Raw genomic sequence first — 25,107 nt, 5'->3', positions numbered from 1 at the left:
CAGTGGGAGCGAATAATCGCGCCCACGGATCCAAAGGAGACAAGCCATGACCGACCAACAAACAATCGACGTCCCCAAAGACGGCACCAAGGAAGCCCGCCTGGTCGAGGCCCTGACCGGCAAGGGCCAGACACTGAAGCAGCTTTCCAACCTGCTAACCTGGCAGCCGCACACAGTCCGCGCCGCGATGACCCGGCTCCGCAAGCGCGGCTATGTCATTGATCGGATCGAAAAGACCGAGAAGTCCCCTGCCCGGTTCAAACTTCGCGGAGAGAAGGCGTGAGGCAGGCCTACTTCGAGAGCCTTTCGCGAGTCGAGCTCATCGAGTGCTGGACCGAGATGATCGGTTCAGCGCCACCAACCAAACTTCGCTCGCCCATGATGGTGAAGGTCCTGACATGCGAGCAGCAATGGCAGGCCTCGGGCCAACCTCGCGCGGCTCTGGTGAGAAAGCTTAGGCGCCTCGCAGGCATTGCGACCACCGGCGTTGTACCAGCGAGCAACGGCCAGCGCCTGGTGCGGGAGTGGAACGGCGTCGAACACACGGTCGATATCACCGAGGCCGGCTATCTCTGGAACGGCAGGATTTGGCGATCCCTTAGCGCCATCGCCAAGGAGATCACAGGTACCAAGTGGTCCGGCCCTCGCTTCTTCGGTGTGCAGACATGAAGAAGATCCGCTGTGCCATCTATACGCGAAAGTCCTCCGACGAAGGCCTCGACCAGGCCTTCAACTCGCTCGATGCGCAGCGGGAGGCCTGCGAGGCCTATGTCCGATCTCAACGGCATGAAGGCTGGAAGCTCCTCTCACAGCGCTACGATGATGGCGGGATCTCCGGTGGGACCATGGACCGTCCTGCCCTTCAAGCCCTACTCGCTGAAATCGAAGCCGGCCGCATCGACATGGTCGTGGTCTACAAGATCGACCGACTTACGCGCTCGCTCGCAGACTTCGCCCGGCTGGTCGAGCGGTTCGAGGCAACGGGCGCGTCCTTCGTCTCGGTGACACAGCAGTTCAACACTGCATCCAGCATGGGCCGACTGACGCTGAACGTCCTGCTCTCCTTCGCCCAGTTCGAGCGGGAGGTCACAGCCGAGCGGATCCGCGACAAGATCGCAGCCTCCAAGAAGAAGGGAATGTGGATGGGCGGCGTTCTGCCGCTTGGCTACGACAAGACCGACGCAGGCCTCGTGATCAACACCGCCGAAGCCGAAATAGTCAGGACCTTGTTCCAGGCATATGTGGACCTCGGCTCGGTCCGGAAACTGAAGGACTATGCCGATACTGCGGGTCTTCAAACCAAGCAGCATGAGTTTGCCTCAGGTCGGGTGACAGGCGGTCAGCCGTTCAGAACTGGCCATCTTTATCAGCTGCTCTCCAACCCGCTGTATCGCGGCAAGATCAAGCATCGCGACCAGGTCTATGACGGCCTGCATGAGGCGATCATTTCAGAGGCGCTCTGGATAAGGGTTCAAGAAACGCTGGCGCACAATCGCGTCGCAAGAAAGACCCGGAAGAACGCCGCCAACCCGTCGCCGCTTGCTGGCAAAGTGTTCGATCATCAGGGTCACGCCTTCTATGCGCATCATGCCCGGAAGGGGCAGCAACGCTATCGCTACTACGTCTCCGCAGATGATCAGGTCCGTCTGCCAGCGAGCGAGCTGGAGCAGGTTGTCTTCAACGCGCTGGTCCATCGCCTGGTAGTCCAACATCAGCCGAGCACCGGCGAGCCATCGCAGCGCGAAACGCTGAACCAGGTTGAACGTCTGGTCGTCGGCTCGGGCGAGCTGGCAATCCATCTGGCTGGAAAAAAGGAGACGCCGCCCATCTGCATACCACTTTCGCAACGCCGGCGCGGTGTCGAACGCAAGCTCGTTCTGGACAGACAGAACATTCGCCGAAAACTGGATCGAGCGCTGATCCGCCGTATCGTCCAGGCCATGGACTGGCTGGATTCCATCAAAGCTGGACGTTCCATTGGCGACATTGCCAATGATCAAAACGTCTCGCCGTCTTACATCACGCACAATCTGGATCTCGCTTTCCTGTCACCTCGAATTCTCGAAGCTATCAGCGAAGGACGCCAGGCCCCGCACATCTCGGCCTACCAGCTTTCCAAGATTTCGATCCCCGTGAAATGGAACGAGCAGGACGCGATTTTCCTCTCCTAGCTTCCTGCGCGAGCGCTCGCTTCATTCCCTGCAGGACCTTCAACACGCTTCTCTCAGGACCTGGGATATCCCTATCCGTCATACCCTTAGTCATATGACTTAGCCTATGACTAAGGGTATGACTTGGCCTATGACTAACCCATGACTTAAGTCCGCTGCGATAAAGAACGAACGCCGGTTGACCACCTCGAGCGGGCCCGTACTAGCGCGACTTTCGAACAACACGCGAGCCCCATGGCCGGGTTCACGATCCCGATTTTCTATCGGCTATTTCCAACGCTCGCAGAACCCAGCCATGCACGCGCAATCGCGAAAAGGCCCGTCACTATTGGGCTTCCCTGATCCGTCGGCGGAAATTCCCTGTTATGCTCGCAAAATTCCCTGTTCTTGAATGTAAATTCCCTGTTCCTGCGCTTAGGGAATTTGTCGCCTAAGACACTGTATTTACGACACTTATCCGAGGTCGAAATCGATGGAATCCCTGTTAATTCGACGAAATTCCCTGTAAATCGCCCATTATCAGGGAACTTGCCCCCAAACTTGACTGAAAAATTGGGCGACGGAGACTTTTGCCTAAAAGGCCTCGATTGCAGTAGAATAGAGACGGGAAATGCAGATTTCAGTCGCTGATAGCGCCCGCAAGTCCCGGAAATGTCGGGACTATTCCGAGACGTCTCGAATTCGGTGATTTTCGGGAGACTGGCTGGCGGAGAGGAAGGGATTCGAACCCTCGATACGCGTTAACGTATACTCCCTTAGCAGGGGAGCGCCTTCAGCCACTCGGCCACCTCTCCAGCCAGTTTGCCTGACTAACCGCATGCTTTGCCTCGGGCAAGAGGGCAAACGGCCCTGATCGCAGCAAGCCTCATGGTGTCACGACAGGAAACCAGAAATCCGGCTGATCGAGGGCCCCGAGGAACGCCGCCGGGGCCGCCATATTGCCGTCCAGCCTCATCGCTTCGGACTCCATCAATGCCTGCGCACTGGTCTCCCTCAGGATGAGGCGGTTGAAGTCGGCCCGCGTCAGCGTCAGCCGCGCCGCCCCTTCTCCGTCCGTCAGGCGTGGCACAATGACGTCGCGCCCGATATCGACCGTGACTGTCTCACCGGTATCGGTGAAGTCGAACACGACGGTGAACGGATCCATGGCGAGCTTGTCGGGATTGTAGCGGCTGGCCAGCGCATCGAAGAGATCGATTGTCGGCACCGCCTTGAGGAAGTCGGCATTGCCGAGATTGGGCGCCCCCGCATCCGGCATGCCGTTGCGCAGTTCGGAGGCGGCTGTGAGATAATAGCTCCGCCAGGCCCCGCTCTCGGCCTGGAAGCCGAGCTGTTCATAGGCCGCCGCCAGCCAGTCCTTCGCCGCCTGACTGCCCGGCTCGGCAAAGACGGCGTGGTTCAGCAATTCCGCGGCCCAACGATAATCGCCGGACTCGAAGGCCTGCACGCCACGGTCGATAATGGCATCCAGCCCGCCCACCGCCTCGACATAGCGGCTCGCTGTCTCGGCGCGTGGCAGGGCGTGATAGTCGGCCGGCACCCCGCTCCACCAACCATAATAGAACTGGTAGACCGCTTTGGAATTGTGGTTCAGCGTGCCGTAATAGTCGCGCGTCGAGAAATCCTCCTGGGAAAAGCCCGGCTCGGGGATCGTCTCGGCGGCCTCCGTCATGGTCGCCCCGGCATTGGCGCGGCGCAGCGTCTGGTCGTGGACATAGCGATAGATGTCGCGCTGATGGGTCAGAAATTGCTGCACATTTTCCTGTCCCCAGGTCGGCCAGTGGTGGGAGGCGAAGACGAGGTCCGCCTTCCCGCCATAGTCGGCCAGTGCCCGGTCGATGACGCGGCTCCATTTGAGCGCATCGCGGACCTTCGCCCCCCTTGGCGTCAACACGTTGTGGAAGGTCGCGGTCGCCACTTCAGCGGTACAGAGCGCATTCTTGCCCGGCAGGTAGAACATGAATTCTGCCGGCGCCTCGGTGCCGCCGGCATCCATGAAGACGAAGTCTACGCCGTCGATCTCCCGCTTCGTTCCCCAGCCGCCGATCTCCTCGGTCGGCAGGACCAGGCCCGTCGTGCCCTGCGGGAGGCCCGGGCCGAGACCGGTGCCGACATTGGCAGTGTCCGAGCGCGGAATGGTGTTGCCGAACATCAGCACCGCGCGGCGCTGCATCAGATTGCCGGCGATCAGGTTTTCCGCCACCGCGCTCTCGGTGAAGCCTTCGGGCGCGAGCACGGGGACATCGCGCTCTTCAATCTCTTCTTCCGAGATCACGCCCCGCGCGCCGCCGAAATGGTCGGCATGCGAATGGGTGTAGAGGACGCCCGTGACAGGCCGCTCGCCCAGCGTGTCATTGACGAGCTTCAGCGCGGCCGCAGACGTCTCCTTCACGGTCAGCGGGTCGACGATGATCCAGCCGGTCTCGCCCTCGATCACGCTCATCACGGAGAGGTCGTAGCCGCGCACCTGCCAGATGCCGTCGGCGACCTCGAACAGGCCGTGCTTCGCCGCAAGGCCCGACTGGCGCCAGAGCGAGGGGTTCACCGTGGCAGGCGCCTCGCCCTCAATGAAGTCGAATTGCGGGATCGACCAGACCGTATTGCCCTCTTCATCGAGGATGGCGTCTTCCTCGATCGCCGCGAGGAAGCCGCGCGCGGCATCCTCGACGTCGCCCTGGTCATCGAGCGGGAGGCGATCGGCGACGGCCTGGTTTGCTCCGGCTGTCGCTTCGGTGGCTTCACCGGCTGGCGGGGCTGGCGGGATCGCGCCCGCGTCTCCCTCCGGCTCAGCTGCCTGCGGCGGGGAGCATGCCGCGACAGCCAGGATCGATGTCGCCAGCAACCAGTGTCTCATGACGTTTCCTTCCCATCGGTTTGGAAAGGACACTAATTGGCATTGCCAATGTCAGGAAGTGGTTCCTCTAAGGAAAGTAGCGGTGACCTTCGCCGCTCATTCCGGCGAATACCTTGGCTCTTCCCCCTTTCCGGCCCATCTCATCAGACATGCACTGGATCGCCATTCTCATCATTGCCGCCTGGATGCTCATCGGCGGCACGCTCCATCTGGCGATGCCGGCGCCCTTCTATGCCGTGGTGCCGGACTGGATGCCACAGCTCGCGGTCGTCTGGGTTTCAGGTCTGATCGAGCTCGCCATCGGCATTGGCGTCCTCATCCCCCGCACCCGCGCAGTGGCCGGCCTCGCCTTTGCAGGTCTCTGCCTCGGCTATCTGCCGCTTCATGTCTGGGACTTTTTCCGCGCTGACCCTGTGTTTCCCGTGCCCTGGGGCGCGAGTGCGCGGATCGCGGCGCAGATGGTGTTGATCTGGATGGGAGTGTGGGTTTGGCGGCGGGACCGGCAGGAGGCGGTGTAAATGAGGAATCCACAATGAATTCGCTAAAGTCTATGATTTCGCTCACGACGACGAAACTTCAGCTTGCTTTTGATGGCGCAATTCTGGCCACGGGTTCTGCATTCTTCTACGAAGCGCACGGCAGGCCGTTTCTTGTAACGAACCGCCACAACCTCACCGGTAGAGATCAAAATACCGGGAAGCCGCTCGATACGAAGAACGGTGGCATTCCCAACACACTAAAATTTTCGATGCCGAAGTATGAAAGGCGGGGAAACAATATCGAGTTCACTGGTCAACAGGAATGGAATTTCGAATTGCGGTGGCAGTTGACCAATCCGCCTTGGCTCGAACACCCTGCTCTAGGCGACAAAGCGGACATCGTCGCTCTAGACCTTTTGAAGCATTGGAAAGATAGCCAACAACCAGTTGCGTGCGTTAATACGCTTCCGCACAGTCATTTTCTATCTATTTTGCCGGCTGGGAGTGTTTCCGTTGTGGGCTATCCTTTCGGAGTGAGCGTGAACAATCACTACCCAATCTGGATTACGGGCTCGATAGCGTCCGAGCCCAACTTTGATGCGGACGGCAAGCCGGCAATGTACATAGATTGTAGGACCAATAAAGGCGCCTCCGGTTCGCCAGTATTTTCAGTGCTCAATGGCGGGACCGCGCCCGTTGATGAAGTTCCGACAACCAACGACATGTCTATGCACATGAATTTTGGAAACTTCCATTCGGCCGCGTTCTACGTTCCGGTTCAACGCTTTTTGGGTATCTACAGCGGCCGTATAAACGCGAATTCAGACATCGGACTGCTATGGCGCGAAAAGGCAGTCGGTGAGGTTTGTCAGTCCGGTGTGCCGGGCAGGCCTGTAAGCTAGGTTCTGTGTGCTCGTTCGAATTCAACCGTCTACTCCGCTGAAAGGACTGTTCAACTTCGTATTTGGGAATCAGCCTCTGATATAGAAGCAAAGCTTCCGGTTGAATCCACTGCCGTGGCCTTCTATGCCTTCAATCGATTCACTGGATCGATTGATTTGCTCAGGCAAACCGTCTTCGAAGCCTAAAGCGGAATATTATCGTGCTTCTTCCACGGGTTCTCGAGCGACTTGTTCCGCAGTGTGCGTAGCGCCTTGCAGACGCGGCGGCGGGTGGAGTGGGGCATGATGATGTCGTCGATATAGCCCTTGCGCGCCGCGACGTAGGGGTTGGCGAAATTGTCCTCATACATCTTCGTGTGCTCGGCGATCTTTTTCTCGTCGCCCAGATCCTTCCGGAAGATGATTTCCACCGCGCCCTTCGCGCCCATCACGGCGATCTCGGCGGTGGGCCAGGCATAGTTCATGTCGCCGCGCAGATGCTTGGAGCTCATCACGTCATAGGCACCGCCATAGGCCTTGCGCGTGATCACGGTGACCTTCGGCACGGTGGCCTCGGCATAGGCGAAGAGCAGCTTGGCGCCATGCTTGATGAGGCCGCCATATTCCTGCTTGGTGCCCGGCATGAAGCCCGGCACGTCGACAAAGGTGACGATCGGGATGTTGAAGCAGTCGCAGAAGCGCACAAAGCGTGACGCCTTGCGCGAGCTGTCGATGTCGAGCACCCCGGCGAGCGTCATCGGCTGGTTGGCGACGATCCCCACGGTCGAGCCTTCCATACGCCCGAAGCCGCACAGGATGTTGGCACCGAAGTCCGGGCTGATCTCGAAGAAGTCACCCTCATCCACCGTCTTCTCGACCAGTTCCTTCATGTCGTAAGGCGTGTTCGGATTGTCCGGGATGAGCGTGTCCAGCGATGGCTCGACGCGTTCGGGGTCATCGAAGCTCGGCCGCGTCGGCGGGGATTCGAGGTTGGACAGCGGCAGGTAGTCGATCAGGCGGCGCATCTGCACCAGCGCCTCGATATCGTTCTCGAACGCGCCATCGGCCACGCCCGACTTCTTGGCATGGACCGACGCCCCGCCCAGGGATTCGTGGGTGACTTCCTCGTTCGTGACGGTCTTCACCACGTCCGGACCGGTCACATACATGTAGGAGGTGTCCTTCACCATGAAGATGAAGTCGGTCATCGCCGGGGAATAGACATCGCCACCGGCACACGGGCCCATGATGACGGAAATCTGCGGGATGACGCCTGAGGAGAGAACGTTCTCCATGAAGATGTCGGCATAGCCAGCCAGCGAATCGACGCCTTCCTGGATACGCGCGCCGCCCGCATCGAAAATGCCGACCACGGGCGCGCCATTCTTCACGGCGGCCTTCTGCACCTTCACGATCTTTTCCGACTGCGCCTTCGACAGCGAGCCACCGAAGACGGTGAAGTCCTTGGAGAAGACATAGACCAGACGGCCATTTACCGTGCCGAAGCCGGTGACCACGCCGTCACCCGGAATGCGCTGTTTTTCCATGCCGAAATCGTGGGAGCGGTGCTCCACGAACATGTCGGTTTCCTCGAAGCTGCCCTCGTCGAGCAGCATGGTGATGCGTTCGCGCGCGGTGAGCTTGCCCTTGGCGTGCTGTTTCTCGATCCGGTCCTGCCCACCGCCAAGGCGGGCTTCCTCGCGTTTCGCCTCAAGCGCGTCGATCACATCCTTCATGGGGCACACTCCGTCAGAACTTTCAAATCTGCTGCCCTTGATACGCAGACGGAGCGATGACGCAAGAAAAAGGACAGGCTGCCGCTGAGACAACCTGCCCTTTCCTCCATGCTTTTCGACGTATCAACGAGCCGGATCAGCTGCCGGGGCGGCCCCCTTTCAGCTCGCCATAGGCCCGCACACCCCCCGGGCCGGTGCGCCGGCCGCGATCCTTGTTGTCGCTCCAGTCCCGGCCGCGATGCCCCCGGTCATGGTGGTCATAGCGGTCACGGTCGCGATAGTGGTCGCGGTCCCGGCCATGCTTCCAGTCATGGTCATAGCGGCGATTGTTCCAGCCGCGGCGGCCCGGCTGCGGCAGGCCGATCAGCTTGACGACATTGCCACGGCGCACAGTGCAGCGCACATCGCGCTCGAACTCACGGCGGCGGCCTTCGAACTCGACATCGTCGAAGCGGACCCGAAAGCCGCGCGGCCCAAGCTGGCGGACCCGGTAGTCGTCATCAATGTCGACATCACGGAAGCCGGCACGGTAGCCTTGGCGCTGGATCGCGCCGGCGCAGCGTTGCAGGGCATCGCGGCGAAGATGTCGAACCTCGCGCGGGCTCTGGCCCCACTGATTGGTCCGGTATGTGCGTCCATTGCGGCCGCGCCAGCGGTCATGGCCGACCGAGACATAAAAGGACGCGTCGGCGACATTGAGTGACAGACCACTGAGCGCGGTCTGCGTCGTCGTGGCCGGGGCATCCGCGAAGGCCGGGGCCGCGGTGAGTGGGATTGCCGCCAAAGCCAGCGCCGCCACTCGATTGCTCATGATGCGTTTCATCATGGGTGCAGGAAAACACACCCTTCCGGAACCCCGCATGACCGGCCCGTTGGGCTGGCGTTCACGAAGAAAACCAATGTTTTTCAGAGGGTTGAAAGCCTTATCCGCAGCCTTCGACAAAGTCGACCGCCGGTTCGAGGCCGACACGGAAGGCACGAACCTTGCCGTCGCTGCCCTCCTCGAAGACGGCGTAGACGCCCTCGCCGAGATCGGCCTTCAGGTCGTCATTGGCCGGGGCATACTTGTTCGGCGTGCGCTGTGTGTCTTCATACATCGCCTCGACCTCGTCGAGCGGCGTGCCGACGCCGGCACCGAGCAGCGTCTTCGCACTGCCATCGCGGACATCCACGCGCTGCACCGTGCCGCCCTCGACCATGAAGGCGCGGCCATAGGAGGTGGCGCTCGGACGAAGGTAATAGCAGGATGGGTTTTCCTGCACGCCGCCATAGAGCTCCGTCGGGAAGGCCTCGCGAGCCTCTTCCTCGGTCATGCCGAACGCAACATTGCACATGCCCTCGACAGAGACCGTCGAGCAGGCCCGGTCCATCTCGGCCTTTTCCTCTTCGTTGAGCGTCGGCGGCGCATTTGTCGGGCGCTCGGCCTCGGCATCATCGTCTTCGGCGCCTGGCAAGGCCGGCAGTTCGGCGCTGGTTTCCGGTTCGGACGGCTCGGGCTGGCCACAAGCCGTGACGGCAAGCAGGCTAGCCGCAAAAAGAAAGGCAATGGATTTTGTCATGGTAAAGCTCCAGAGAAACTGGCGGGAGCTTACCTAACGCGCGAACGCGGAAAAGAGTTTTCCGAGTGCACGCGCATCGGCCCGGCGTGCTTCGGTCGCCTGACGGGCCTCGGCGTCCTCGCCCCATTGCTCGATCTGCCAGGCCTCATCGATCCGCGAGCGCTCGAAAGCATCGTCGGCATCGATCTCCCCCTGCTCGACGGCCAGCGCCAGCACCGCGGAGCCATAAAGCCCCGTCGCCCAGACCAGCGCCGTCAGGCGGAAATCGTCGAGGCTCAGCGCATGCAGGCGGGCCGCTTCAGTAGAAGCATCCGGTTGCGGTGACGCAATCACGCCTTCCACGGGGAGCAACACGATCCCCAGAGAGCGACCAGCCCAGTCGCGAAGCGGGCGCCACTTTTCTTCCTGGCGTTCGCGCAGCTCCGTCGGCCCCTCGGCGAGGTGGCAGACGAGATCGGTTGTCGTGTATTTCGCGACCTCTTGCGCCAGCTCTTCCCGGGTGTGCGGTGTGCGGTCGATCGCGACATTAGCCAGCCGCGTGATCGGCATCGCGGTGGGATCAATATGCTCGCCCTGGGCCTCCCACTCATCGGCGGTATGGCGGGCAAGGGTTTCATTCGGCAGGCTCAGCTCGGCCTTGGCCGGTGTCTTGACCGGGCGGCCATCCAGCTCGATGCGCCAGCCGCCATCGCTCTCAACGACTGACACCGTCTTGTAGAAGCGGCGCGGCAGATCCTGTCTGTTCGGTGATGTGTTCGACATGGGCAGCCAGATGCCACGTCATCTGCGGGAAGGAAACGGGCAAGCTGTCTCAGCCAGCCGCACGCTCGGTCTGCACCATCTCGGTTTGCGGCTGCTCGCCAAGATACATCGTGTCAGCAACCATGCCGGTCTCGCGATTGACCAGGGCAATCGTGCGGCCAATGCGGACCGTCTTCAGCTCGGTCGCCTTGCGCGTCATCGCTAGCTTGGCACGCCACTCAAGCGAAAGCGGATACATGTGCTGCGGGAAGGGCTCACCTTTCACGATGCGGGTCTCGAGCGGGGAGCGGTCGAAACATATGTCACGTTCTGCAAGCCCCACATCACAGACTCCACTTGCCGTCCGGAATTCATGTGAAAACACTGCTTCATCGGCAGCGGTAAAATTCTGGGGGAGCGACGGCGTCTTCTGGGGCGAAATACTATTGGCAGCGAGAGCCACGGCACCACCGGCAAAAGCGGCGCCCGTAAGTCCTGCAAGAAGATAGTGAAAACTCAGGCGCATTCTGCTTGTCCTGTTTACTGTGGGGTACGAAAAACAAACGTCGAGCCGCGCGAACCGATCCATGCTTTCTGAAGAAAATGTCATGATCCGAATGCAAGAAAGCCAGCCCGAAGGCTGGCTTTCCACTTCTGGCCCGAGGGCCAGGAAACTGTCGGTATGAAGACTTAATCGACTTCTTCTTCGACTTCGTCTGCGGCCTCATCGACCTCTTCACCGGCTTCTTCGACCGGACCGTCATTGGTGTCGCAGGCAGCGAGTGTACCGGTACCAGCGGCGCCGATAGCAAAGAGAAGTGCGAGCATGGATTTCTTCATAAGGATCCCCTTGGGTTGTTAGACATCCGAGCGACCAACGTTAGACCGAAACGCCGGTTCCATCTAGGTTAAATCTTTTTGCGGCAAATTTCTGCAATCCGTCGCCCAGACTGCGGAAGTCGTGGTGAACTTCGTGGGCGCCTGCGGCGTCCAGCTCCTCGGTACGCCCGAAGCCCCAGCTGACCCCCATCGTATGGATCCCCGCATTGCGCCCCATGGCGATGTCATGGATGGCGTCGCCGATAATCAGGCTCTGATTCGGCTCGCAGCCGAGCGTGCCCATGCATTGCTCGACCATGAAGGGATGTGGCTTGCCGGGGCCGTCATCGGCGCACCAGATCGTGTCGAAATATTGCTCCAGCGGATGCATCTCGAAAATCGCGCGGATGCCGCGATGGGACTTGCCTGTCGCCATGGCGATCAGCCAGTTGTCGTTGGCGAGGCGCTCCAGCGTCTCGATAGCGCCCTCATAGAGGGGTTCACGAAACCCCTTCTCCGTGCGCCGCGCAATAAAGGCCTGACGATAGGCCTCGACCAGACCTGGCAGGTCATCATAGTCCGGCGCGAGCGTACGGCAGGCTTCGTCCAGGCCGAGCCCGACGATCTTGCGCGTCTCCTCATAGGCCGGTTCCGGCAGGCCGCACATGCCGAAGGCCCGGCACATGGCCGTCTGTATGACCTCGCGGGAATCCACAATGGTACCGTCCATATCCCAGATGGCGAGCTTCAGCGTCATCGGCGCCTCCTAGATAAAGAGCTCCAGCGGGTCCTTGCCCGCCTCTTCCTCGAGGAAGCCGAGCGTCTTGAACGTCTGTTTCATATGGCCCGACAGTGGCGCCTGGAGCAGTAGCGGCTTCTTGTTCTTGCGCGGGATCAGCAGTGCGCGGGCATGCAGGTGCAGGCCATCGGCGACACCCTGCGGCACTTCCCGGCGGGTGACATACTTGTCGTCGCCGAGGATGGAGGTGCCGAGCTCGTGCATATGGAAGCGCAGCTGGTGCATCCGGCCCGTCTGCGGACGAAGCGCCACCCAGGCGGCTTTCTGGGCCGCCTGCGAAACCGTCACATAATCCGTGATGGCATGGCGCGCGCCTTCATCGTTCTGCGCGCACTGGACCATGCGTTCGCGGCCTTCCGGCCCCTGCCCCTTCGTCATCCAGCAGCGCACCTGGCCAGCGGGCGGCTTTGGCGCACCGACGGTGACGGCCCAGTAGACCTTTTCCATTTCGCGGGAGCGGAAGAGGTCGCCGAGCCGGGCTGCGGCTGCCGGGTGGCGCGCAATGATCAGCAGGCCGGAGGTTTCCTTGTCGAGGCGGTGGACCAGTTTCGGTCGGTACTCATCGTCCGACAGGATATCGAGCATGCCGTCAATGTGACGGTCGCCCTGCTTGGTGCCGCCCTGCACCGCGATACCGGCGGGCTTGTTGAGCGCGAACATCTCGTCATCCTGATAGATGACCATTTCGCGCATGAACTGCTCATCGCGTGACGAGGCCGTATTGGCCTTGCGGGCCTTCTTTTCCTCTGCCGTCGGCTGGTGGACGGGCGGCAGGCGCACGACCATACCGGCATCAAGGCGGGTATTCGCCTTGGCGCGTGAGCCGTCGACGCGGATCTGTCCGGAGCGCAGCAGCTTCTCCAGCTGGCCCTGCGTGACAGGCAAGCGGCGCTTCACCCAGCGGTCGAGGCGAACGCCCTCTTCCTTCGGGCTAACGGTTTCATTGATCACCTGCTGGCTCATGCGAGCACCCTTTTCATGATCATCATGCCGATGAAAACAAGGACAAGACCGGCAAGCACCGAAAGCCCCGCATAGGCTATGGCGCGCAGCCAGTCATCCTTCTGGATATATTGCGCGATCTCGAGCGAAAAAGCCGAGAAAGTCGTAAAGCCGCCGAGCAGGCCGGTGGCCAGGAAGAGGCGCATATTCTGTCCGCCGCCCAGCGCTTCGCCGCGGAAAGCGAGAAAGCCGATCAGCAGACCCATGGCGAGGCTGCCCACGAGGTTCACGAAGAAGGTCGCCCATGGCCAGCCAGACAGGCCCATGCGGATGGCCGCCAGCCCTGCGCCGTGACGCAGGCTCGCGCCGATGGCGCCGCCCAGAGCTACATAGAGAAAACCGTTCATGCTGCGGCTTTTAAGGCGATTGCGGACGAATTGACAGGCCCGGCTTCAGGCTACCTGACGCAGCGTCCCGTCTTGCCAGAAACAGTCGCGCAGCTACCCTTTCAGCAACATCAGCGCCCCGGAAGAGGCGCATGGGAGGATCATGTGACCTACGACCTGATCATTGTCGGCGGCGGTATTGGCGGTTCAGCCCTTGCCGCAACGATGGCGAAGGCCGGACGCTCTGTCCTGCTGCTGGAAAAATCCACCCAGTATAAAGACCGCGTGCGCGGGGAATGGATTGCACCCTGGGGCGTGGCAGAGGTCAGGCGGCTCGGGCTGTACGACCTGCTAAGGCAGGCGGGTGGCCATCACATCACCTCGCACGTCACCTATGATGAAAGCCGCGAACCGGCGACAGCCGAGCAGACCGCCCTTCCGCTGGAAATCTTTGCCGAAGGCGTGCCCGGCCCGCTTGCTATCGGCCATCCGCATCATTGCCAGACCCTGTTCGACGAAGCGGTGCGCTCAGGCGCGACGGCGCTTCGTGGGGTCAATGTCACCAGTGTCACATTAGGCGCGAAGCCTTCGGTCACGTACAAGAGCGATGGCAAAGAGATAACGGCGACGGCCCCACTCATTGTCGGTGCCGAGGGCCGCCAGTCGCTGGTGCGCAAGGAAGCCGGGGTGACGCTCCATCAGGACAAGCCGCATCACTGGTTTGCCGGCCTGCTTGTGGAGAATGTCCACGGCTGGGACGAGACCCGCCAGGCTATCGGCACGGAAGACAATTTCGGCTTCCTCGCCTTCCCGCAGGGCGGGGATCGGGTCCGCGTCTATGGCGGCTATGCGCTGGATGAAAAAGGCCGCTTCAAGGGCGAGGATGGCGCACGGAAGTTCCTCGACGCGTTCCGCATGCGCTCAGCCCCGGACAATGAAGCGCTGGCTGCCGGAACGCCCGCCGGTCCCCTCTTCTCCTACTTCAACAATGATAGCTGGACCGATGAGCCGTATGCGGATGGTTGCGTGCTGATCGGAGACGCAGCGGGCTGGAACGACCCGATCAACGGGCTGGGCCTGTCCATCACCTATCGCGATGTCCGTATCGTTTCCGATATTCTGAAATCGACGCCGGAGGCCCAGGAGCCCGACTTCCGTTCGTATGCGGAGGAACGACGCGAACGAATGCGTCGCCTTCGCTTTGCCGGTATGCTTCAGGCCACCCTGGACATGGAATTTGGCGAGGACGCCCGCGCCCGCCGCAAGAGCTATCACGAACGCAGCGCGGCTGATCCATCGCTTGGCATGCACGGCTTCGCCATCATGGGCGGGCCGGAAAGCGTCCCCGACGAGGTCTTCACCGACGCGCACAAGATGAGGGTCCTGCAGTCATGAGCCCGATGGATATGGAACGCTTCAACGCAGACTGGCTGAAAGCCTGGACGGACAAGGATGTCGCACGGCTGGTCTCCTTCTACAGCGCCGACACCGTCTACAAGGATCCGCAAGTCCCCAACGGCGTGGAAAGCCGTGAGGCGCTGGGAGCCTATCTGGAGACGCTTTTCGGCTCGACGCCGCCCATGACCTACACGCCGGAAACCGTGTGGGGCATCGAAGGCGGCTTTTGCGGGCGCTGGTATTGCGACATCGGCGAGGGCGGCAAGGAAGGCAAGCTTCGCGGCTTCGATCTTGTCCTGCTCGAAAACAGCCTGATCAAGCATAACGAAGTCTACGTCCATCCACTTACGGGAGACGCCTGATGCCGGATATTCGCAACTGGCAGGACATCGACGCGAAGTGGCTGAGCGACGCGCTCGCTGCCGGCGGCATCGACGCGAAAGTCTCCGCCTTCGAGGCCGGCAAGGTCGGCACCGGCCAGATCGGTGACTGCGTCCGCTTCAAGCTGGATTATGAGCGCGACGTGCCGGGCGCTCCCCAGACGATCGTCGGCAAGTTTCCCGCCGAGGGTGCCGAAAGCCGCGCGACCGGTATCCAGCTCGGCAACTACCACCGCGAAGTGAAATTCTATCAGCTCCTCCAGCCCGACGCCCGCATCACCACGCCGCCCTGTTACTTCACGGACGTGAACGAAGAGACCCATGATTTCGTCCTGATGATGGGCGATCTTGCCCCTGCAGAACAGGGCGACCAGCTGGCCGGGGTCACGCTGGATCAGGCACAGCTTGTCCTGAAAGAGGCCGCAAAGCTCCACTCGGCCTTCTGGAATGATGAGCGTCTCGACGAATATGCCTGGGTGATGAACACGAAGAACGCCCCCGATCCGCTCGACCCGGGTCTTGTCACCGGTCTGTGGGACGGGTTCAAGGCGCGCTATGGCGACCGCGTCACACCCGAAGCGACCGTGATCGGCGATGCGATGAGCCGGAATATGGAGGCGTATAACGGCTCGCGCGATGGCTCCCGGTCGCTCATCCATTCCGACTTCCGGCCCGACAACATGCTGTTCAATCCGGCCAGCGCAGATCGTCCGGTCACGGTCGTGGACTGGCAAAGCTTCGGTTACGGCCCGGCCGGCGCTGATGTCGGCTACTTCATTTCCGGGGCGATCGCACCGGAAACGCGGCGCGCCAATGAGGCAGCCCTGATCGACCTCTATCTGTCGGAAATGGACCGGCTTGGCGTGTCTGATTATGCCCGCGACGAATTTGTCCGCCATTATATCGCTGGCGCCTACCAGCACTTTTTCACCGCCTTTTTCGCGGCCATGCTTGTCACCCAGACCCCGCGCGGCGACGACATGTTCTTCCGCATGCTCAACGGTGCCGTCGACCTGATCTCCGATCACGACGCGCTCGACTGGTACACCTAGTTTCCGGGAAACCCGCGCTTTCCTTCACGCGTTGGTGACATAGCTGAAAGGCTCAGGTCCCCTCCAACGCCTGAAAGGTTTCTTCATGTCGGATCGCATTTTCCGTACCGCCCTTCTCTCAACTTCCATTGTTGCCGCGGCTGCCTGCGCAACCGCGCAGACCGATGGCAGCGAGACCATGTCGGTCACCGGGACCGAAGGCACCGAATTGATGGCTGAAGCGCTGGCAACCTTTGACGGCGCCTGGGCGATGACCTTCCTGCCGGATGGCCGCGCCCTCGTCACCGAACAGGATGGCGATCTCTGGCTGCTCGACACCGACGGCGCGAAGCTTGGCGAGATTTCCAATGTGCCTGAGGTCGAAATGCGCGGTCAGGGCGGCCTCGGCGACATCATCATCCATCCTGACTTCGCCTCGAACAACACCGTCTTCGTTTCCTATGTCGAACGCGACCCAGAAGATGACAGCCTGAGTGGCGCAGTCGTCGAGAAGGCGACACTGGCCCTTACCGAAAATGGCGGCAGCCTCTCCGACCGCACCCGCATCTGGGAACAGTCGCAGAAGGTGCCGGGCAATGGCCACTATAGTCATCGTCTCGCTGTTGCGCCGGATGGCAATCTGATCATCACCTCCGGCGAGCGCCAGAAGTTCAGCCCGGCCCAGAACATGGAGCTGAATCTCGGCAAGATCATCCGTGTGACCACCGATGGCGAAGCGCTCGAAGACAATCCGTTCTATGGCAATGGCGCGGTGGCCGACACCGTCTGGTCACTTGGGCACCGCAACATGCTGGGCGTTGCTTTCGATGCCGATGGCCAGCTCTGGGCGCACGAAATGGGCCCGAAGGGTGGCGATGAGCTCAACCGGATCGTGAAGGGTGAGAATTACGGCTATCCGCAGGTGTCGAATGGCGAGCACTATAACGGCAAGCCATTCTTCGGAGACCATGAGTCCTACCCGATCTACGAGAATCCGGCCGTTTCATGGACGCCGGTGATCTCCCCGGCCGGACTAATCATCTATGATGGTGACATGTTCGCCGACTGGCAGGGCGACGCCTTCATCGGCGGTCTGTCTTCGCAAGCACTGATCCGGGTCGAATTCCAGCAGACCCCGCTCGACAATCAGGGCTCCGGCGGCACCTCCAGCACAATGGAGACGACGGCAGACGAGGTTGAACGCTATGAATGGGGCAAGCGCATCCGCGAAGTCGAGCAAGGTCCTGACGGCGCGATCTATGTGCTTGAAGACGATCCGGGTGGCCGGCTGATCAAGCTGACCCCGGCTGGCGAAACCGACAGCTAGGCTTCAAGACCCAACGCTTCTGCCTGCTGGACAAAGTCCGCGGGCGGAGGCGCTTCCAATGCCATTTCCTGCCCATCGGGATGGGCGATGACGAGCCGGGCGGCATGCAGCATCAGCCGCGGGGCCGAAAGCTTTCCTGATCCATAGATGCGGTCTCCCAGAATCGGGCAGCCGAGCGCCGCGAGATGGGCCCGGATCTGGTGCATGCGGCCGGTTACGGGGCTTGCCTCGACAAGCGCGTGGACGCCCGACCGCGCGACGATACGCCAGTCGGTCCCGGCTTCGAGCGCGCCTTTCTGTCCGGCTTCAGCCGGAACCATTTTCTCCCGTCCACCACGATCCGACGGCACCTTGCGGAGCGGTGTATCGATGACGCCCTCGTCGCTTTCAGGCAGCTGTCCGGAGACCAGCGCCAGATAGGTCTTCTTCGCGCGGCGTTTCGCGAACTGCTCCGACAGGTGTGCTGCGGCCGGCTGTGTCCTCGCGACGATCAGAACGCCCGATGTGCCGGAATCGATGCGATGAACGAGACGCGGTCGCTTGCCATTCGACTTCGCGAACGCCCAGAGCAAGAAATCGACCGACTGCCCCCGCCCGCCAGCGGTCTGCACGGCGAGGCCTGGCGGCTTGTTGAAGACAAGCACCTTGTCGTCCTCATGCATCAGCAGCGACCGGATGAAGGCGGCATCCTCGGGTTTCACATTGGGAACGGGGCGGTTTCGGGCCATGGCTCGCGCTCATAGCTGCTTGCCCAGCCGCCCGCAATGCCAGCGGCGGCGCAAAGAAAAAGGGCGGCCCGAAAGCCGCCCTTCCCCAATTTCATTCCGGTTACCCGAAAGACCTAGAAGTCGATCGAGGCACCCATGAAGATGTAACGACCCATCGCGTCATAGACTTGCGGATAGGTGTTGCCGTTACCCGGAGCCGTACCGACTTCGGAGGACAGCGGCGGATCTTCGTCGGTGATGTTGTTCACACCGAGACGAACCGACATGTTGTCGAGGAGCTGGTACGAGCCAGAGAGGTCCAGATAGTTCTGAGTGTCCATGGTCTCGTTGATCGCACCTTCGTCACCGTCGAGTTCAACCTCGGAGAAGTAACGCCACGTACCCGTCAGCGACAGCTTGCCGTCGATCGGAGCCCAGGTCACGCTGGTCTTGTGGCGGTATTCCGGGTTCGCACCGTTGCCGAAGTTGGTCTGGCAGCGGCCTGCATAGAGACCGACGCAGTCAACCGGCGGGGTGACAGACGCATCCGGAAGCGCCTGGAATTCCAGGCTTTCCAGGAACGTCCCGGTATAGTCGAACGAGAAGATACCAGCGGTACCAGCATCGTAAGCATAGCTTGCCTGCAGGTCATAACCGCTCGTTGCGAGGCTACCGGTGTTCACATTGGTTGCAGTGATGAAGCCGGTCTGGCTGGCCCAGAGAGTGCCACCCGCGCCGCGGTTGACGAGCGAGCAGAAGAAGGCATCGCCAGTGAGGCCACACTGTTGAAGTGAAGTCTCTTCCGGAACCGTGTTGATGTAGCCTTCCACTTCGATGTCGAAGTAGTCGAGCGACACGGTCAGACCGTCCAGCATGGTCGGCGTCGCAACGAAGCCAACCGTGAAGGTATCGGATTCTTCCGGTTGGAGATCCGGGTTACCACCACCGAAGGTGTTGTACTGACCAGCCGGGTTCTCGAGGGCGGTTGAGCCGTAGTTCGCCGGGTCAAGGCCGGTGTTCGCACACTGGTCGACCGTAAAGGTCGGATTCGGCCCTGCGCACGGATCGTCGCCGGTCAGGTCGAAGAGACCAATCGACTGCGGGTCGAACAGTTCGAAGATGTTCGCAGCACGCACAGCACGCTGGAACGAACCGCGGAAGCGGACGTCCGGCGTCGGAGCGTAGCCCACACCCACCTTGTATGCATCGGAGTCGACATCGTCATAGAACGATTTCCGATAGGCGAGATCGAGGTTCAGGTCATAGATACCCGGACGTTCCTGGACGAGCGGGATATCGAGCTCTGCGAAGATATCGACCACGTTCTGCGCACCCGAGATGGCCGTCGTCGGACCACCCTGGCCTGCACCGTCACCGGACTGGAAGTTTGCGTCCGGGTTGGAGTCGATCGTGTCACGACGATACTCGGCACCAAAAGCCCAGCCCGGCGCGTCGACGGCCATTGGCGAAGAAATGCCTACATCAGCCAGCGAGCCGAACAGCTTGCCGGAGAGCACGGTCTGCGTGACATCGCCGTTCCGGTTGAGCGGGCTGACAATGTAGTTCACAGCCGCCGGATCCGGCGCATTGCCGGACCAGATGTCGTACGGCACACAGGCCGGATCGTCATTGGTCGGGTCAGCGTCAACGTTGACACTACAGGCCACACCGCCATTGCCGTCCGGCACCGCATAGAGCGCCTTGGTCAGCTTCGCGATGGACAGGTCGTTATTGTAGGTTTCGCTACGGACGACTTTCGAGAACGACCCATACATGTCGTAACCGATTGACGTGTCGCCGAGATCGCCACGAATGCCGATCACGTTGCGGAAGGTCTGGTGACGGATGTCATTGTTCCGCGGACCACCTTCGACGTTCCGGCGGAGGGCAAGATAGTCACCAACACCGACAACAGCGTCCGGTGCAAGACCGTCACAGCCGATATAGGACGTCTGCTGGTCGGACAGGTACGGGTTGTCGCAGTTCAGACCGCCATTGCCACCGGTCACACCATAGCCGAACACACCGGACGGTGCGATCTGGGAGTTCGTTTCGTTGGAAACGAACATGAACTCGCCATAGGCTTCGATGTCCTCAGTGATGTCGTAGTTGAGGAACGTACCGAACGTGTACTTCTCGTTTGGACGCTGGAAGTGGTTGAACGGGTTGAAGTTGAACGTATCTGTCGAGAAGTCACGAGCGATAAAGTCGCCGGAACCAGTCGGGTCAACACGCCCCCATGCGCCGTCCGGCAGGTTGCCGCCCAGGCTGAGCAGGTTGGTGAACTGGTTCGTGCCCGAACCGACACAGTCAAACTCGTTGCCGCCGGCGCGCGTACCAAGAGCACACTGCGAATAGTCGCGGTCGCCCTGAAGGACTTCGTTGACGTTCTGATAGCCGGCATAGGCCATGGCGTGACCGCGGCCGTTGTCGAACTTGCCGCCAGCCATGATCGTGATGTCGACAGCTTCGCCATCAACCGTGCTGCCGCTCGGAACGCGGAACTGGCTCGGGTTGATCGCTGCGTATTCCTGCAGCAGGCCCTGAAGCTCACCATCATTGTTATGCTGGAAGAAGCTGTAGTTACTGTCGATGCGGAAACCTTCGAAATCGTCGTTCATGACGAAGTTCACAACGCCGGAAATAGCGTCGGAACCGTAGGTCGCCGAGGCACCGCCGGTCAGGACGTCAACGCGCTCGACCAGCTGGGTCGGGATCGAGTTGATGTCCGGAGCGGAGATGTTGAGCGAGCCGTAAGGCAGGCGGCGGCCGTTCATCAGGACCAGCGTACGCTCGGAACCGAGGCCGCGAAGGTTGATGGAGGCCGTACCGGTGCCGCCGTTGGCAAGATTGGAGCCCTGGGCGCCAAACGCTTGCGGAAGCGTGTTGATCAGGTCTTCAGCCTTAAGCGTACCACGGATGTCGAACTGCTCGGCGCCGATTTCGGTGACCGGGCTGGTTGCTACCAGGTTGCCCGATTGCGGGATGAGCGAGCCGGTAACGACGATCGTTTCCTGGCGAGCGACATCATCTTCCTGAACTGACGCGGGGGGATCGACGCGCTCGACGTCGTCCTGCGCATAAGCCGGCGCCGCCAGCGTGAGCGCAGCCGCCCCCGCAAAGACAGACGACAGCAAGTGCGTCTTCAATTTGTTTCCAATCACGTGGAACCTCCGATATTACCCATTGTGAATAGAGACACCCTGACTTTGCGTTTCTGATGAGGACAATGTCCTCCATCTCCTCAAAACAGAGCAATTCTCCGTCGCACGGACGCCCGAGCCCGCGACAACGTGCCCACGGTTGAGGTTAAGCGTGGGTTGGTCAACTCATTCTTGTCAGAAAGATGACCGCTTTTATCAAAGTGTTGCCAAGTTGCAGCACAGAGGGGCTTTTTCTGCCAAATTCCTTCAATGCTACAGTAGATTATTCACATCCGGCGCCCGTTTCAGAAGCATTGCATGCCATCTGTCGCCGCTCAGACAGACAAAGCACTTGCCACCACGACACCAATACTGAGGACCGATAGCGCGATCACCCAGAAAATGCAGAGCAGCATCATGCGCAGGAAGCTCGTGAAAAACCCTGACTGATAGGCGCCCCGAAGGCTGAACGTGACATAGACTGGAATCGCGATGAAGAAGGCGAGCGTGGCAAGGTCCGACCCGATCACCAGCCCCGCCAGCATTGCGACCGTGGCGGTCATATACATCCACGAATGCAGGTTCAGCGCATGGATCGCATGATCATAGATATAGATGCGCCGGCGCCAGAAATACATTATCGACAGGGCCAGCATGGTTAGCGGCACCATCAGAAGGCTGAGCCGGGGCAGCCAAGTCTCCACCGCTGACACAAAGACACGCGGCTGCTGGATAATCCGCTCGACACGCTCGGACATATCATCGTCAGCTGCGGACGAACCGGGCGATTCGGCCGTTTCCCCGGCCCCTGTATCTGCCGTCCCAGGCGTATCCGACGTAACGTCTTCGGTCCCGCCCGGGGAAGGCGCGCCGTCCTCACCGGAGTCTGACAGGGCCTCATCCGCTGCAGCGCCATCACGTAAACCGCGCAGGAATTCGTCCAGCCGTTCTTCATTCACCTCACCGGTCGGACCGACAAAGGCTTCACGCAGCTCCGTCAGGTCTTCCTCGGAAAGCTCCTGGCCTTCGAGCCTGACATTCTCATTGGCGAAATCGAGCCAGTTGACCTGATTGAGGAACGCAAAGACGACAAAGTAGAAGAGAAGGCTCGACAGCAGGAAGAGCCGGAAAGGCGGCACATAGCGCATCCGCTTGCCTTCACGGCTGTAGCGGCGCGACAGCACGCCCGGCCGAAACAGAAGGAGTGGCAGGGTCCGCGCGATTCTTCCATCAATGGCGAGACTGTCGGAGACGGTCTCGGCTACGAGCGAGTAGAAGGGCTTGTGATAGCTCGCCGCCAGCTGGCCACACCGCGGGCAATGGCGCTGCTCGACCACTTCCCCGCAATTACGGCAAGGCTGTCCGGCAAGATCAGCCTTGCCGCCAACCGATAGCCCGCCCAGCGACGCCAAGCCGGCAACCTCCATTTCGTCAGACATCTCCCCCTCCCCTCAAAGGCGGTCCGGCCTAGCCTTCCTGAGAGGTGTCAGCGACCTCGTCGCCGCCATCCTCAACACCCGGCTTGCAGAGCCAGCGCGACAGGTGGTTGTCCTGCGCATTCTCCTCCCAGCCGGTGATGTCCGGATCGACCAGGTTTTTCGTAACCTGGACCCACATCGGCGTGATCGGGTAATCCTCAAGCATCAGCTTCTCGGCCTCGGCAAAGATTTCCGCGCGCTCGTCGAGATCGCGGATCTGGCTCGCCTTCTCCAGTAGCGCATCATACTCCGGATTGTCATAGCGGCCATAATTCTGCTGGCCGGTCTCGGAATCGAGCAGGTAGAGGAAATTGATCGGGTCATCGAAATCGGCGACCCAGGCGCCATCGGCCACTTCAAAGTCGGACTGGCGCAGGCGCGCATACAGCACCTTGGTGTCCTGGCGCAGGATTTCGGCATTTACCCAGGGAGCGATCTCTTCCCAGTTGGCCTGGGCAACCGGAGCGGCCTTCGGGTTGTCATCGGTCGAGCGGTGGATGAACTCGAAAGTCAGCGGATTATCGGGGCCATAGCCGGCCTCTTCCAGAAGGGACTTCGCCTCGGCCAGCCGCTCCTCGCGCGACAGGTCCTTGAAGCTCACCTGTGGGCGATCGACGTTATAATTGCTCATTTTCGGCGGCACGAAGGCATAGGCTGGCACATAGCCCGGCGTCAGCACCTTGTTGACGATGAATTCGCGGTCGAGTGACAGTGCCAGCGCCTTGCGCACCCGCACATCGTCGAACGGCTCCTGGCTGGAGTTGAAGGTCCAGTAGGTCGTGATCAGGCCCGGCGTGGTGCGGACCCAGCCCGGAAACTTCTTCTCGAGCTCCTTGGTGCGCCCGCCATCGAAGCCATTGTTGATGTCCATGTCACCGGCTTCGATCTTGCGCTCGACGGCAGCGGCATCTTCCAGCTCGAAATAGGCCACGCGGTCGAAGCAGAGATCGTCGGCGGCATAGAAAAGTTCGTTCTTCTCCGAGACGATCTGGTCACCGGTCCGCCAGTAGGCGAGCTTGTAAGCCCCGTTGACCTCAATGTTCTCCGGCTGAATCCAGGCTTCGCCATACTGTTCGACGATGTGCTTGGGCACTGGATAGGTCGTGTAATGGGTGAGCAGGCCGAGCAGGTAGGGCGCGGGCTCTTCCAGCGTGATTTCGAAAGTGTGCTCGTCGACCGCGCGCACGCCAAGCTCTTCCGGCGGCAGGTCGCCAGCATTCACCTGACGGGCATTCTTCACGATGTAGAGAAGCGAGGAGTATTGCGAGGCAAGCTCGGGGTCCTGGATGCGCCGGAAAGCGTAGACGAAATCCTCTGCCGTCAGCGGCTCGCCATCTGACCAGACCGCATCCTCGCGAAGGTCGAAGGTCCAGGTCAGGCCATCATCGCTGACCTGCCAGTCCGTGGCCATGCCGGGGACTGGCTCATTATCGGCCGCCGACTGCATCAGGCCCGTGAACATGTCGGCAATGACGATGTTTTCCCATTTGGCCGAAGAGCGGTGCGGATCGAGCGTATCGACCTTGGCCGAAATGCCGCGCCGCAGGACGGCTGCGTCATCGTCACCGCCACCGCCGCCACCACAGGCAGCAACCGTGAACATCATGGCCGCCGCAGCAGCCCCCCAGAGCGGCATCTTCATGGATTTCATCATGTCTTCCCGTGATTTCCTGACTGTCATAGTGTTTCATGCAACTTGGCGCTTGGAAAGATAGCGCGGCAGAGTTGAGCAGCGGATGAACACGTATGAGACATATTTTCCCTTTCACCGTCCTGATCGTGAGCACGGTCTTGCCTGCCCAGGCTCAGGAAACCGGCTCCGCCTCCACCAGTGAGGTCTATGCCTGCGCCGAGATCGAGACCGATGAAGACCGCCTCGCCTGCTATGATGCCGCCGTCGGACGGCTGAAATCTGCTGAAGAAGCCGGCGAGGTCGTGACCGTGAGTCGCGAAGAGGTCAAGCAGGTGAAGAAGGAGTCCTTCGGCTTCTCGATCCCGAGCCTGCCCAATTTCGCCGCCTCGGTCTTCGGCGGAGACGACGAGGACGATATCGACCAGCTGACCCTGCCCGTCTCGCGTGTAGAACAGGCGCGCAGCGGCTTTATCGTCTATCTGGAGAATGGACAGGTGTGGCGGCAGATCGACAATAAGCGCGTCTACTACTCCAAGAAACGCGGCGTCGAGGAAGCGACCATCAAGTCCGCCGCGCTGGGCAGCTACATGATGAAGTTCGACGACGGCGTCCTCTTCCGGGTCGAGCGCGTACGTTAGCGCCC

At 60.9% G+C, this 25,107-nt stretch carries 24 protein-coding genes and 1 tRNA gene; 10 read left to right on the top strand and 15 right to left on the bottom strand.

Annotated features, from left to right (window positions below; all coding sequences use genetic code 11):
* Positions 1-46: 46 nt before the first annotated feature.
* Genes Q1K29_RS14125 through Q1K29_RS14115 form a run of 3 tightly spaced genes read left to right on the top strand, consistent with a single transcriptional unit; the run spans position 47 to position 2,171 of the window.
* Positions 47-283 (top strand): DUF3489 domain-containing protein, encoded by a 237-nt coding sequence (locus Q1K29_RS14125; protein WP_300395748.1) that lies wholly within the window; start codon positions 47-49, stop codon positions 281-283.
* Entirely contained in the window at positions 280-669 is a 390-nt protein-coding gene (locus Q1K29_RS14120; RefSeq protein WP_300395747.1) for a DUF2924 domain-containing protein, read from the top strand. The genes Q1K29_RS14125 and Q1K29_RS14120 overlap by 4 nt, the downstream gene beginning before the upstream one ends.
* A complete protein-coding gene (locus Q1K29_RS14115; RefSeq protein WP_300395746.1) occupies positions 666-2,171 on the top strand; it encodes a recombinase family protein in 1,506 nt (501 codons plus the stop codon). Before Q1K29_RS14120 ends, Q1K29_RS14115 begins: the two co-directional genes overlap by 4 nt.
* 704 nt (positions 2,172-2,875) lie before the next feature.
* Here the strand turns inward: Q1K29_RS14115 and Q1K29_RS14110 are convergent.
* Together Q1K29_RS14110 and Q1K29_RS14105 are read right to left on the bottom strand one after the other, a co-directional pair.
* Positions 2,876-2,965 (bottom strand) — tRNA-Ser (locus Q1K29_RS14110).
* A gap of 71 nt (positions 2,966-3,036) precedes the next feature.
* Positions 3,037-5,025 (bottom strand): alkyl sulfatase dimerization domain-containing protein, encoded by a 1,989-nt coding sequence (locus tag Q1K29_RS14105; protein ID WP_300395745.1) that lies wholly within the window; start codon positions 5,023-5,025, stop codon positions 3,037-3,039.
* Between the two features lie 113 nt (positions 5,026-5,138).
* Between Q1K29_RS14105 and Q1K29_RS14100 the strand changes: the two genes are divergently transcribed.
* Positions 5,139-5,543, top strand: a complete 405-nt coding sequence (locus Q1K29_RS14100) for a hypothetical protein (protein ID WP_300395744.1) — start codon at positions 5,139-5,141, stop codon at positions 5,541-5,543.
* Between the two features lie 14 nt (positions 5,544-5,557).
* Positions 5,558-6,406, top strand: coding sequence for a trypsin-like peptidase domain-containing protein (locus Q1K29_RS14095; protein WP_300395743.1), 849 nt, complete (start codon positions 5,558-5,560; stop codon positions 6,404-6,406).
* Positions 6,407-6,588: 182 nt separating this feature from the next.
* On the opposite strand, the gene Q1K29_RS14090 is transcribed toward Q1K29_RS14095, so the two are convergent.
* From Q1K29_RS14090 to Q1K29_RS14050, 9 genes are all read right to left on the bottom strand, one after another.
* Positions 6,589-8,121: an acyl-CoA carboxylase subunit beta gene (locus Q1K29_RS14090; protein WP_300395742.1), complete on the bottom strand. Its 1,533-nt coding sequence runs from the start codon at positions 8,119-8,121 to the stop codon at positions 6,589-6,591.
* Positions 8,122-8,257: 136 nt separating this feature from the next.
* The gene (locus Q1K29_RS14085; protein ID WP_300395741.1) at positions 8,258-8,932 is read right to left on the bottom strand and encodes a hypothetical protein; all 675 of its coding nucleotides are present in this window, start codon (positions 8,930-8,932) and stop codon (positions 8,258-8,260) included.
* 112 nt (positions 8,933-9,044) lie between these two features.
* The gene (locus Q1K29_RS14080; protein ID WP_300395740.1) at positions 9,045-9,680 is read right to left on the bottom strand and encodes a hypothetical protein; all 636 of its coding nucleotides are present in this window, start codon (positions 9,678-9,680) and stop codon (positions 9,045-9,047) included.
* A gap of 33 nt (positions 9,681-9,713) precedes the next feature.
* Positions 9,714-10,442 carry an ATP12 family protein gene (locus Q1K29_RS14075; protein WP_300395739.1) on the bottom strand — a complete coding sequence of 243 codons (729 nt, stop codon included), beginning with the start codon at positions 10,440-10,442 and terminating at the stop codon, positions 9,714-9,716.
* 49 nt (positions 10,443-10,491) lie between these two features.
* The gene (locus Q1K29_RS14070) at positions 10,492-10,947 is read right to left on the bottom strand and encodes a hypothetical protein (RefSeq protein WP_300395738.1); all 456 of its coding nucleotides are present in this window, start codon (positions 10,945-10,947) and stop codon (positions 10,492-10,494) included.
* Between the two features lie 164 nt (positions 10,948-11,111).
* Positions 11,112-11,261, bottom strand: a complete 150-nt coding sequence (locus tag Q1K29_RS14065; RefSeq protein WP_300395737.1) for a hypothetical protein — start codon at positions 11,259-11,261, stop codon at positions 11,112-11,114.
* Between the two features lie 40 nt (positions 11,262-11,301).
* Positions 11,302-11,997 carry an HAD-IA family hydrolase gene (locus Q1K29_RS14060; RefSeq protein ID WP_300395736.1) on the bottom strand — a complete coding sequence of 232 codons (696 nt, stop codon included), beginning with the start codon at positions 11,995-11,997 and terminating at the stop codon, positions 11,302-11,304.
* A 9-nt stretch (positions 11,998-12,006) separates the two neighbouring features.
* Positions 12,007-13,002 (bottom strand): RluA family pseudouridine synthase, encoded by a 996-nt coding sequence (locus Q1K29_RS14055; RefSeq protein ID WP_300395735.1) that lies wholly within the window; start codon positions 13,000-13,002, stop codon positions 12,007-12,009.
* On the bottom strand, positions 12,999-13,388 hold the full coding sequence (locus Q1K29_RS14050; RefSeq protein ID WP_300395734.1) for a CrcB family protein: 390 nt from the start codon (positions 13,386-13,388) through the stop codon (positions 12,999-13,001). The genes Q1K29_RS14055 and Q1K29_RS14050 overlap by 4 nt, the downstream gene beginning before the upstream one ends.
* A gap of 144 nt (positions 13,389-13,532) precedes the next feature.
* Between Q1K29_RS14050 and Q1K29_RS14045 the strand changes: the two genes are divergently transcribed.
* The 4 genes from Q1K29_RS14045 to Q1K29_RS14030 all read left to right on the top strand — a co-directional run bounded on the left by Q1K29_RS14045 (position 13,533) and on the right by Q1K29_RS14030 (position 17,503).
* Positions 13,533-14,762 (top strand): FAD-dependent monooxygenase, encoded by a 1,230-nt coding sequence (locus Q1K29_RS14045; protein WP_300395733.1) that lies wholly within the window; start codon positions 13,533-13,535, stop codon positions 14,760-14,762.
* Complete coding sequence (locus Q1K29_RS14040) at positions 14,759-15,127, top strand: nuclear transport factor 2 family protein (RefSeq protein ID WP_300395732.1); 369 nt, start codon at positions 14,759-14,761, stop codon at positions 15,125-15,127. The genes Q1K29_RS14045 and Q1K29_RS14040 overlap by 4 nt, the downstream gene beginning before the upstream one ends.
* The gene (locus Q1K29_RS14035) at positions 15,127-16,197 is read left to right on the top strand and encodes a phosphotransferase (protein WP_300395731.1); all 1,071 of its coding nucleotides are present in this window, start codon (positions 15,127-15,129) and stop codon (positions 16,195-16,197) included. The genes Q1K29_RS14040 and Q1K29_RS14035 overlap by 1 nt, the downstream gene beginning before the upstream one ends.
* 85 nt (positions 16,198-16,282) lie before the next feature.
* Positions 16,283-17,503, top strand: coding sequence for a PQQ-dependent sugar dehydrogenase (locus Q1K29_RS14030; protein ID WP_300395730.1), 1,221 nt, complete (start codon positions 16,283-16,285; stop codon positions 17,501-17,503).
* On the opposite strand, the gene Q1K29_RS14025 is transcribed toward Q1K29_RS14030, so the two are convergent.
* From Q1K29_RS14025 to Q1K29_RS14010, 4 genes are all read right to left on the bottom strand, one after another.
* Entirely contained in the window at positions 17,500-18,231 is a 732-nt protein-coding gene (locus Q1K29_RS14025; protein ID WP_300395729.1) for an RluA family pseudouridine synthase, read from the bottom strand. The genes Q1K29_RS14030 and Q1K29_RS14025 overlap by 4 nt on opposite strands.
* A gap of 113 nt (positions 18,232-18,344) precedes the next feature.
* Positions 18,345-21,374, bottom strand: coding sequence for a TonB-dependent receptor (locus Q1K29_RS14020; RefSeq protein WP_300395728.1), 3,030 nt, complete (start codon positions 21,372-21,374; stop codon positions 18,345-18,347).
* A 314-nt stretch (positions 21,375-21,688) separates the two neighbouring features.
* Positions 21,689-22,792: a DUF3667 domain-containing protein gene (locus Q1K29_RS14015; protein ID WP_300395727.1), complete on the bottom strand. Its 1,104-nt coding sequence runs from the start codon at positions 22,790-22,792 to the stop codon at positions 21,689-21,691.
* 28 nt (positions 22,793-22,820) lie between these two features.
* Complete coding sequence (locus Q1K29_RS14010; RefSeq protein WP_300395726.1) at positions 22,821-24,512, bottom strand: peptide ABC transporter substrate-binding protein; 1,692 nt, start codon at positions 24,510-24,512, stop codon at positions 22,821-22,823.
* Positions 24,513-24,577: 65 nt separating this feature from the next.
* Here Q1K29_RS14010 and Q1K29_RS14005 point away from each other — a divergent pair, with 65 nt between their 5' ends.
* On the top strand, positions 24,578-25,102 hold the full coding sequence (locus tag Q1K29_RS14005; RefSeq protein ID WP_300395725.1) for a hypothetical protein: 525 nt from the start codon (positions 24,578-24,580) through the stop codon (positions 25,100-25,102).
* The last annotated feature ends 5 nt before the right edge of the window (positions 25,103-25,107 follow it).

Origin of the sequence: Henriciella sp. (genome assembly GCF_029937755.1) — a bacterium.
In the GTDB taxonomy this organism is placed as follows: Bacteria; Pseudomonadota; Alphaproteobacteria; order Caulobacterales; family Hyphomonadaceae; genus Henriciella.
Note: the sequence above shows the minus strand (reverse complement) of the source record. Positions and strands in the feature narration are given on the sequence as shown.

Coding starts and splice junctions, on each gene's coding strand:
- Q1K29_RS14125 (WP_300395748.1), top strand. CDS start 47: ATGACCGACCAACAAACAATCGACGTCCCCAAAGACGGCACCAAGGAA.
- Q1K29_RS14115 (WP_300395746.1), top strand. CDS start 666: ATGAAGAAGATCCGCTGTGCCATCTATACGCGAAAGTCCTCCGACGAA.
- Q1K29_RS14105 (WP_300395745.1), bottom strand. CDS start 5,025: ATGAGACACTGGTTGCTGGCGACATCGATCCTGGCTGTCGCGGCATGC.
- Q1K29_RS14095 (WP_300395743.1), top strand. CDS start 5,558: ATGAATTCGCTAAAGTCTATGATTTCGCTCACGACGACGAAACTTCAG.
- Q1K29_RS14090 (WP_300395742.1), bottom strand. CDS start 8,121: ATGAAGGATGTGATCGACGCGCTTGAGGCGAAACGCGAGGAAGCCCGC.
- Q1K29_RS14085 (WP_300395741.1), bottom strand. CDS start 8,932: ATGAGCAATCGAGTGGCGGCGCTGGCTTTGGCGGCAATCCCACTCACC.
- Q1K29_RS14080 (WP_300395740.1), bottom strand. CDS start 9,680: ATGACAAAATCCATTGCCTTTCTTTTTGCGGCTAGCCTGCTTGCCGTC.
- Q1K29_RS14075 (WP_300395739.1), bottom strand. CDS start 10,442: ATGTCGAACACATCACCGAACAGACAGGATCTGCCGCGCCGCTTCTAC.
- Q1K29_RS14070 (WP_300395738.1), bottom strand. CDS start 10,947: ATGCGCCTGAGTTTTCACTATCTTCTTGCAGGACTTACGGGCGCCGCT.
- Q1K29_RS14065 (WP_300395737.1), bottom strand. CDS start 11,261: ATGAAGAAATCCATGCTCGCACTTCTCTTTGCTATCGGCGCCGCTGGT.
- Q1K29_RS14060 (WP_300395736.1), bottom strand. CDS start 11,997: ATGACGCTGAAGCTCGCCATCTGGGATATGGACGGTACCATTGTGGAT.
- Q1K29_RS14055 (WP_300395735.1), bottom strand. CDS start 13,002: ATGAGCCAGCAGGTGATCAATGAAACCGTTAGCCCGAAGGAAGAGGGC.
- Q1K29_RS14050 (WP_300395734.1), bottom strand. CDS start 13,388: ATGAACGGTTTTCTCTATGTAGCTCTGGGCGGCGCCATCGGCGCGAGC.
- Q1K29_RS14040 (WP_300395732.1), top strand. CDS start 14,759: ATGAGCCCGATGGATATGGAACGCTTCAACGCAGACTGGCTGAAAGCC.
- Q1K29_RS14035 (WP_300395731.1), top strand. CDS start 15,127: ATGCCGGATATTCGCAACTGGCAGGACATCGACGCGAAGTGGCTGAGC.
- Q1K29_RS14030 (WP_300395730.1), top strand. CDS start 16,283: ATGTCGGATCGCATTTTCCGTACCGCCCTTCTCTCAACTTCCATTGTT.
- Q1K29_RS14025 (WP_300395729.1), bottom strand. CDS start 18,231: ATGGCCCGAAACCGCCCCGTTCCCAATGTGAAACCCGAGGATGCCGCC.
- Q1K29_RS14015 (WP_300395727.1), bottom strand. CDS start 22,792: ATGTCTGACGAAATGGAGGTTGCCGGCTTGGCGTCGCTGGGCGGGCTA.
- Q1K29_RS14010 (WP_300395726.1), bottom strand. CDS start 24,512: ATGACAGTCAGGAAATCACGGGAAGACATGATGAAATCCATGAAGATG.
- Q1K29_RS14005 (WP_300395725.1), top strand. CDS start 24,578: ATGAGACATATTTTCCCTTTCACCGTCCTGATCGTGAGCACGGTCTTG.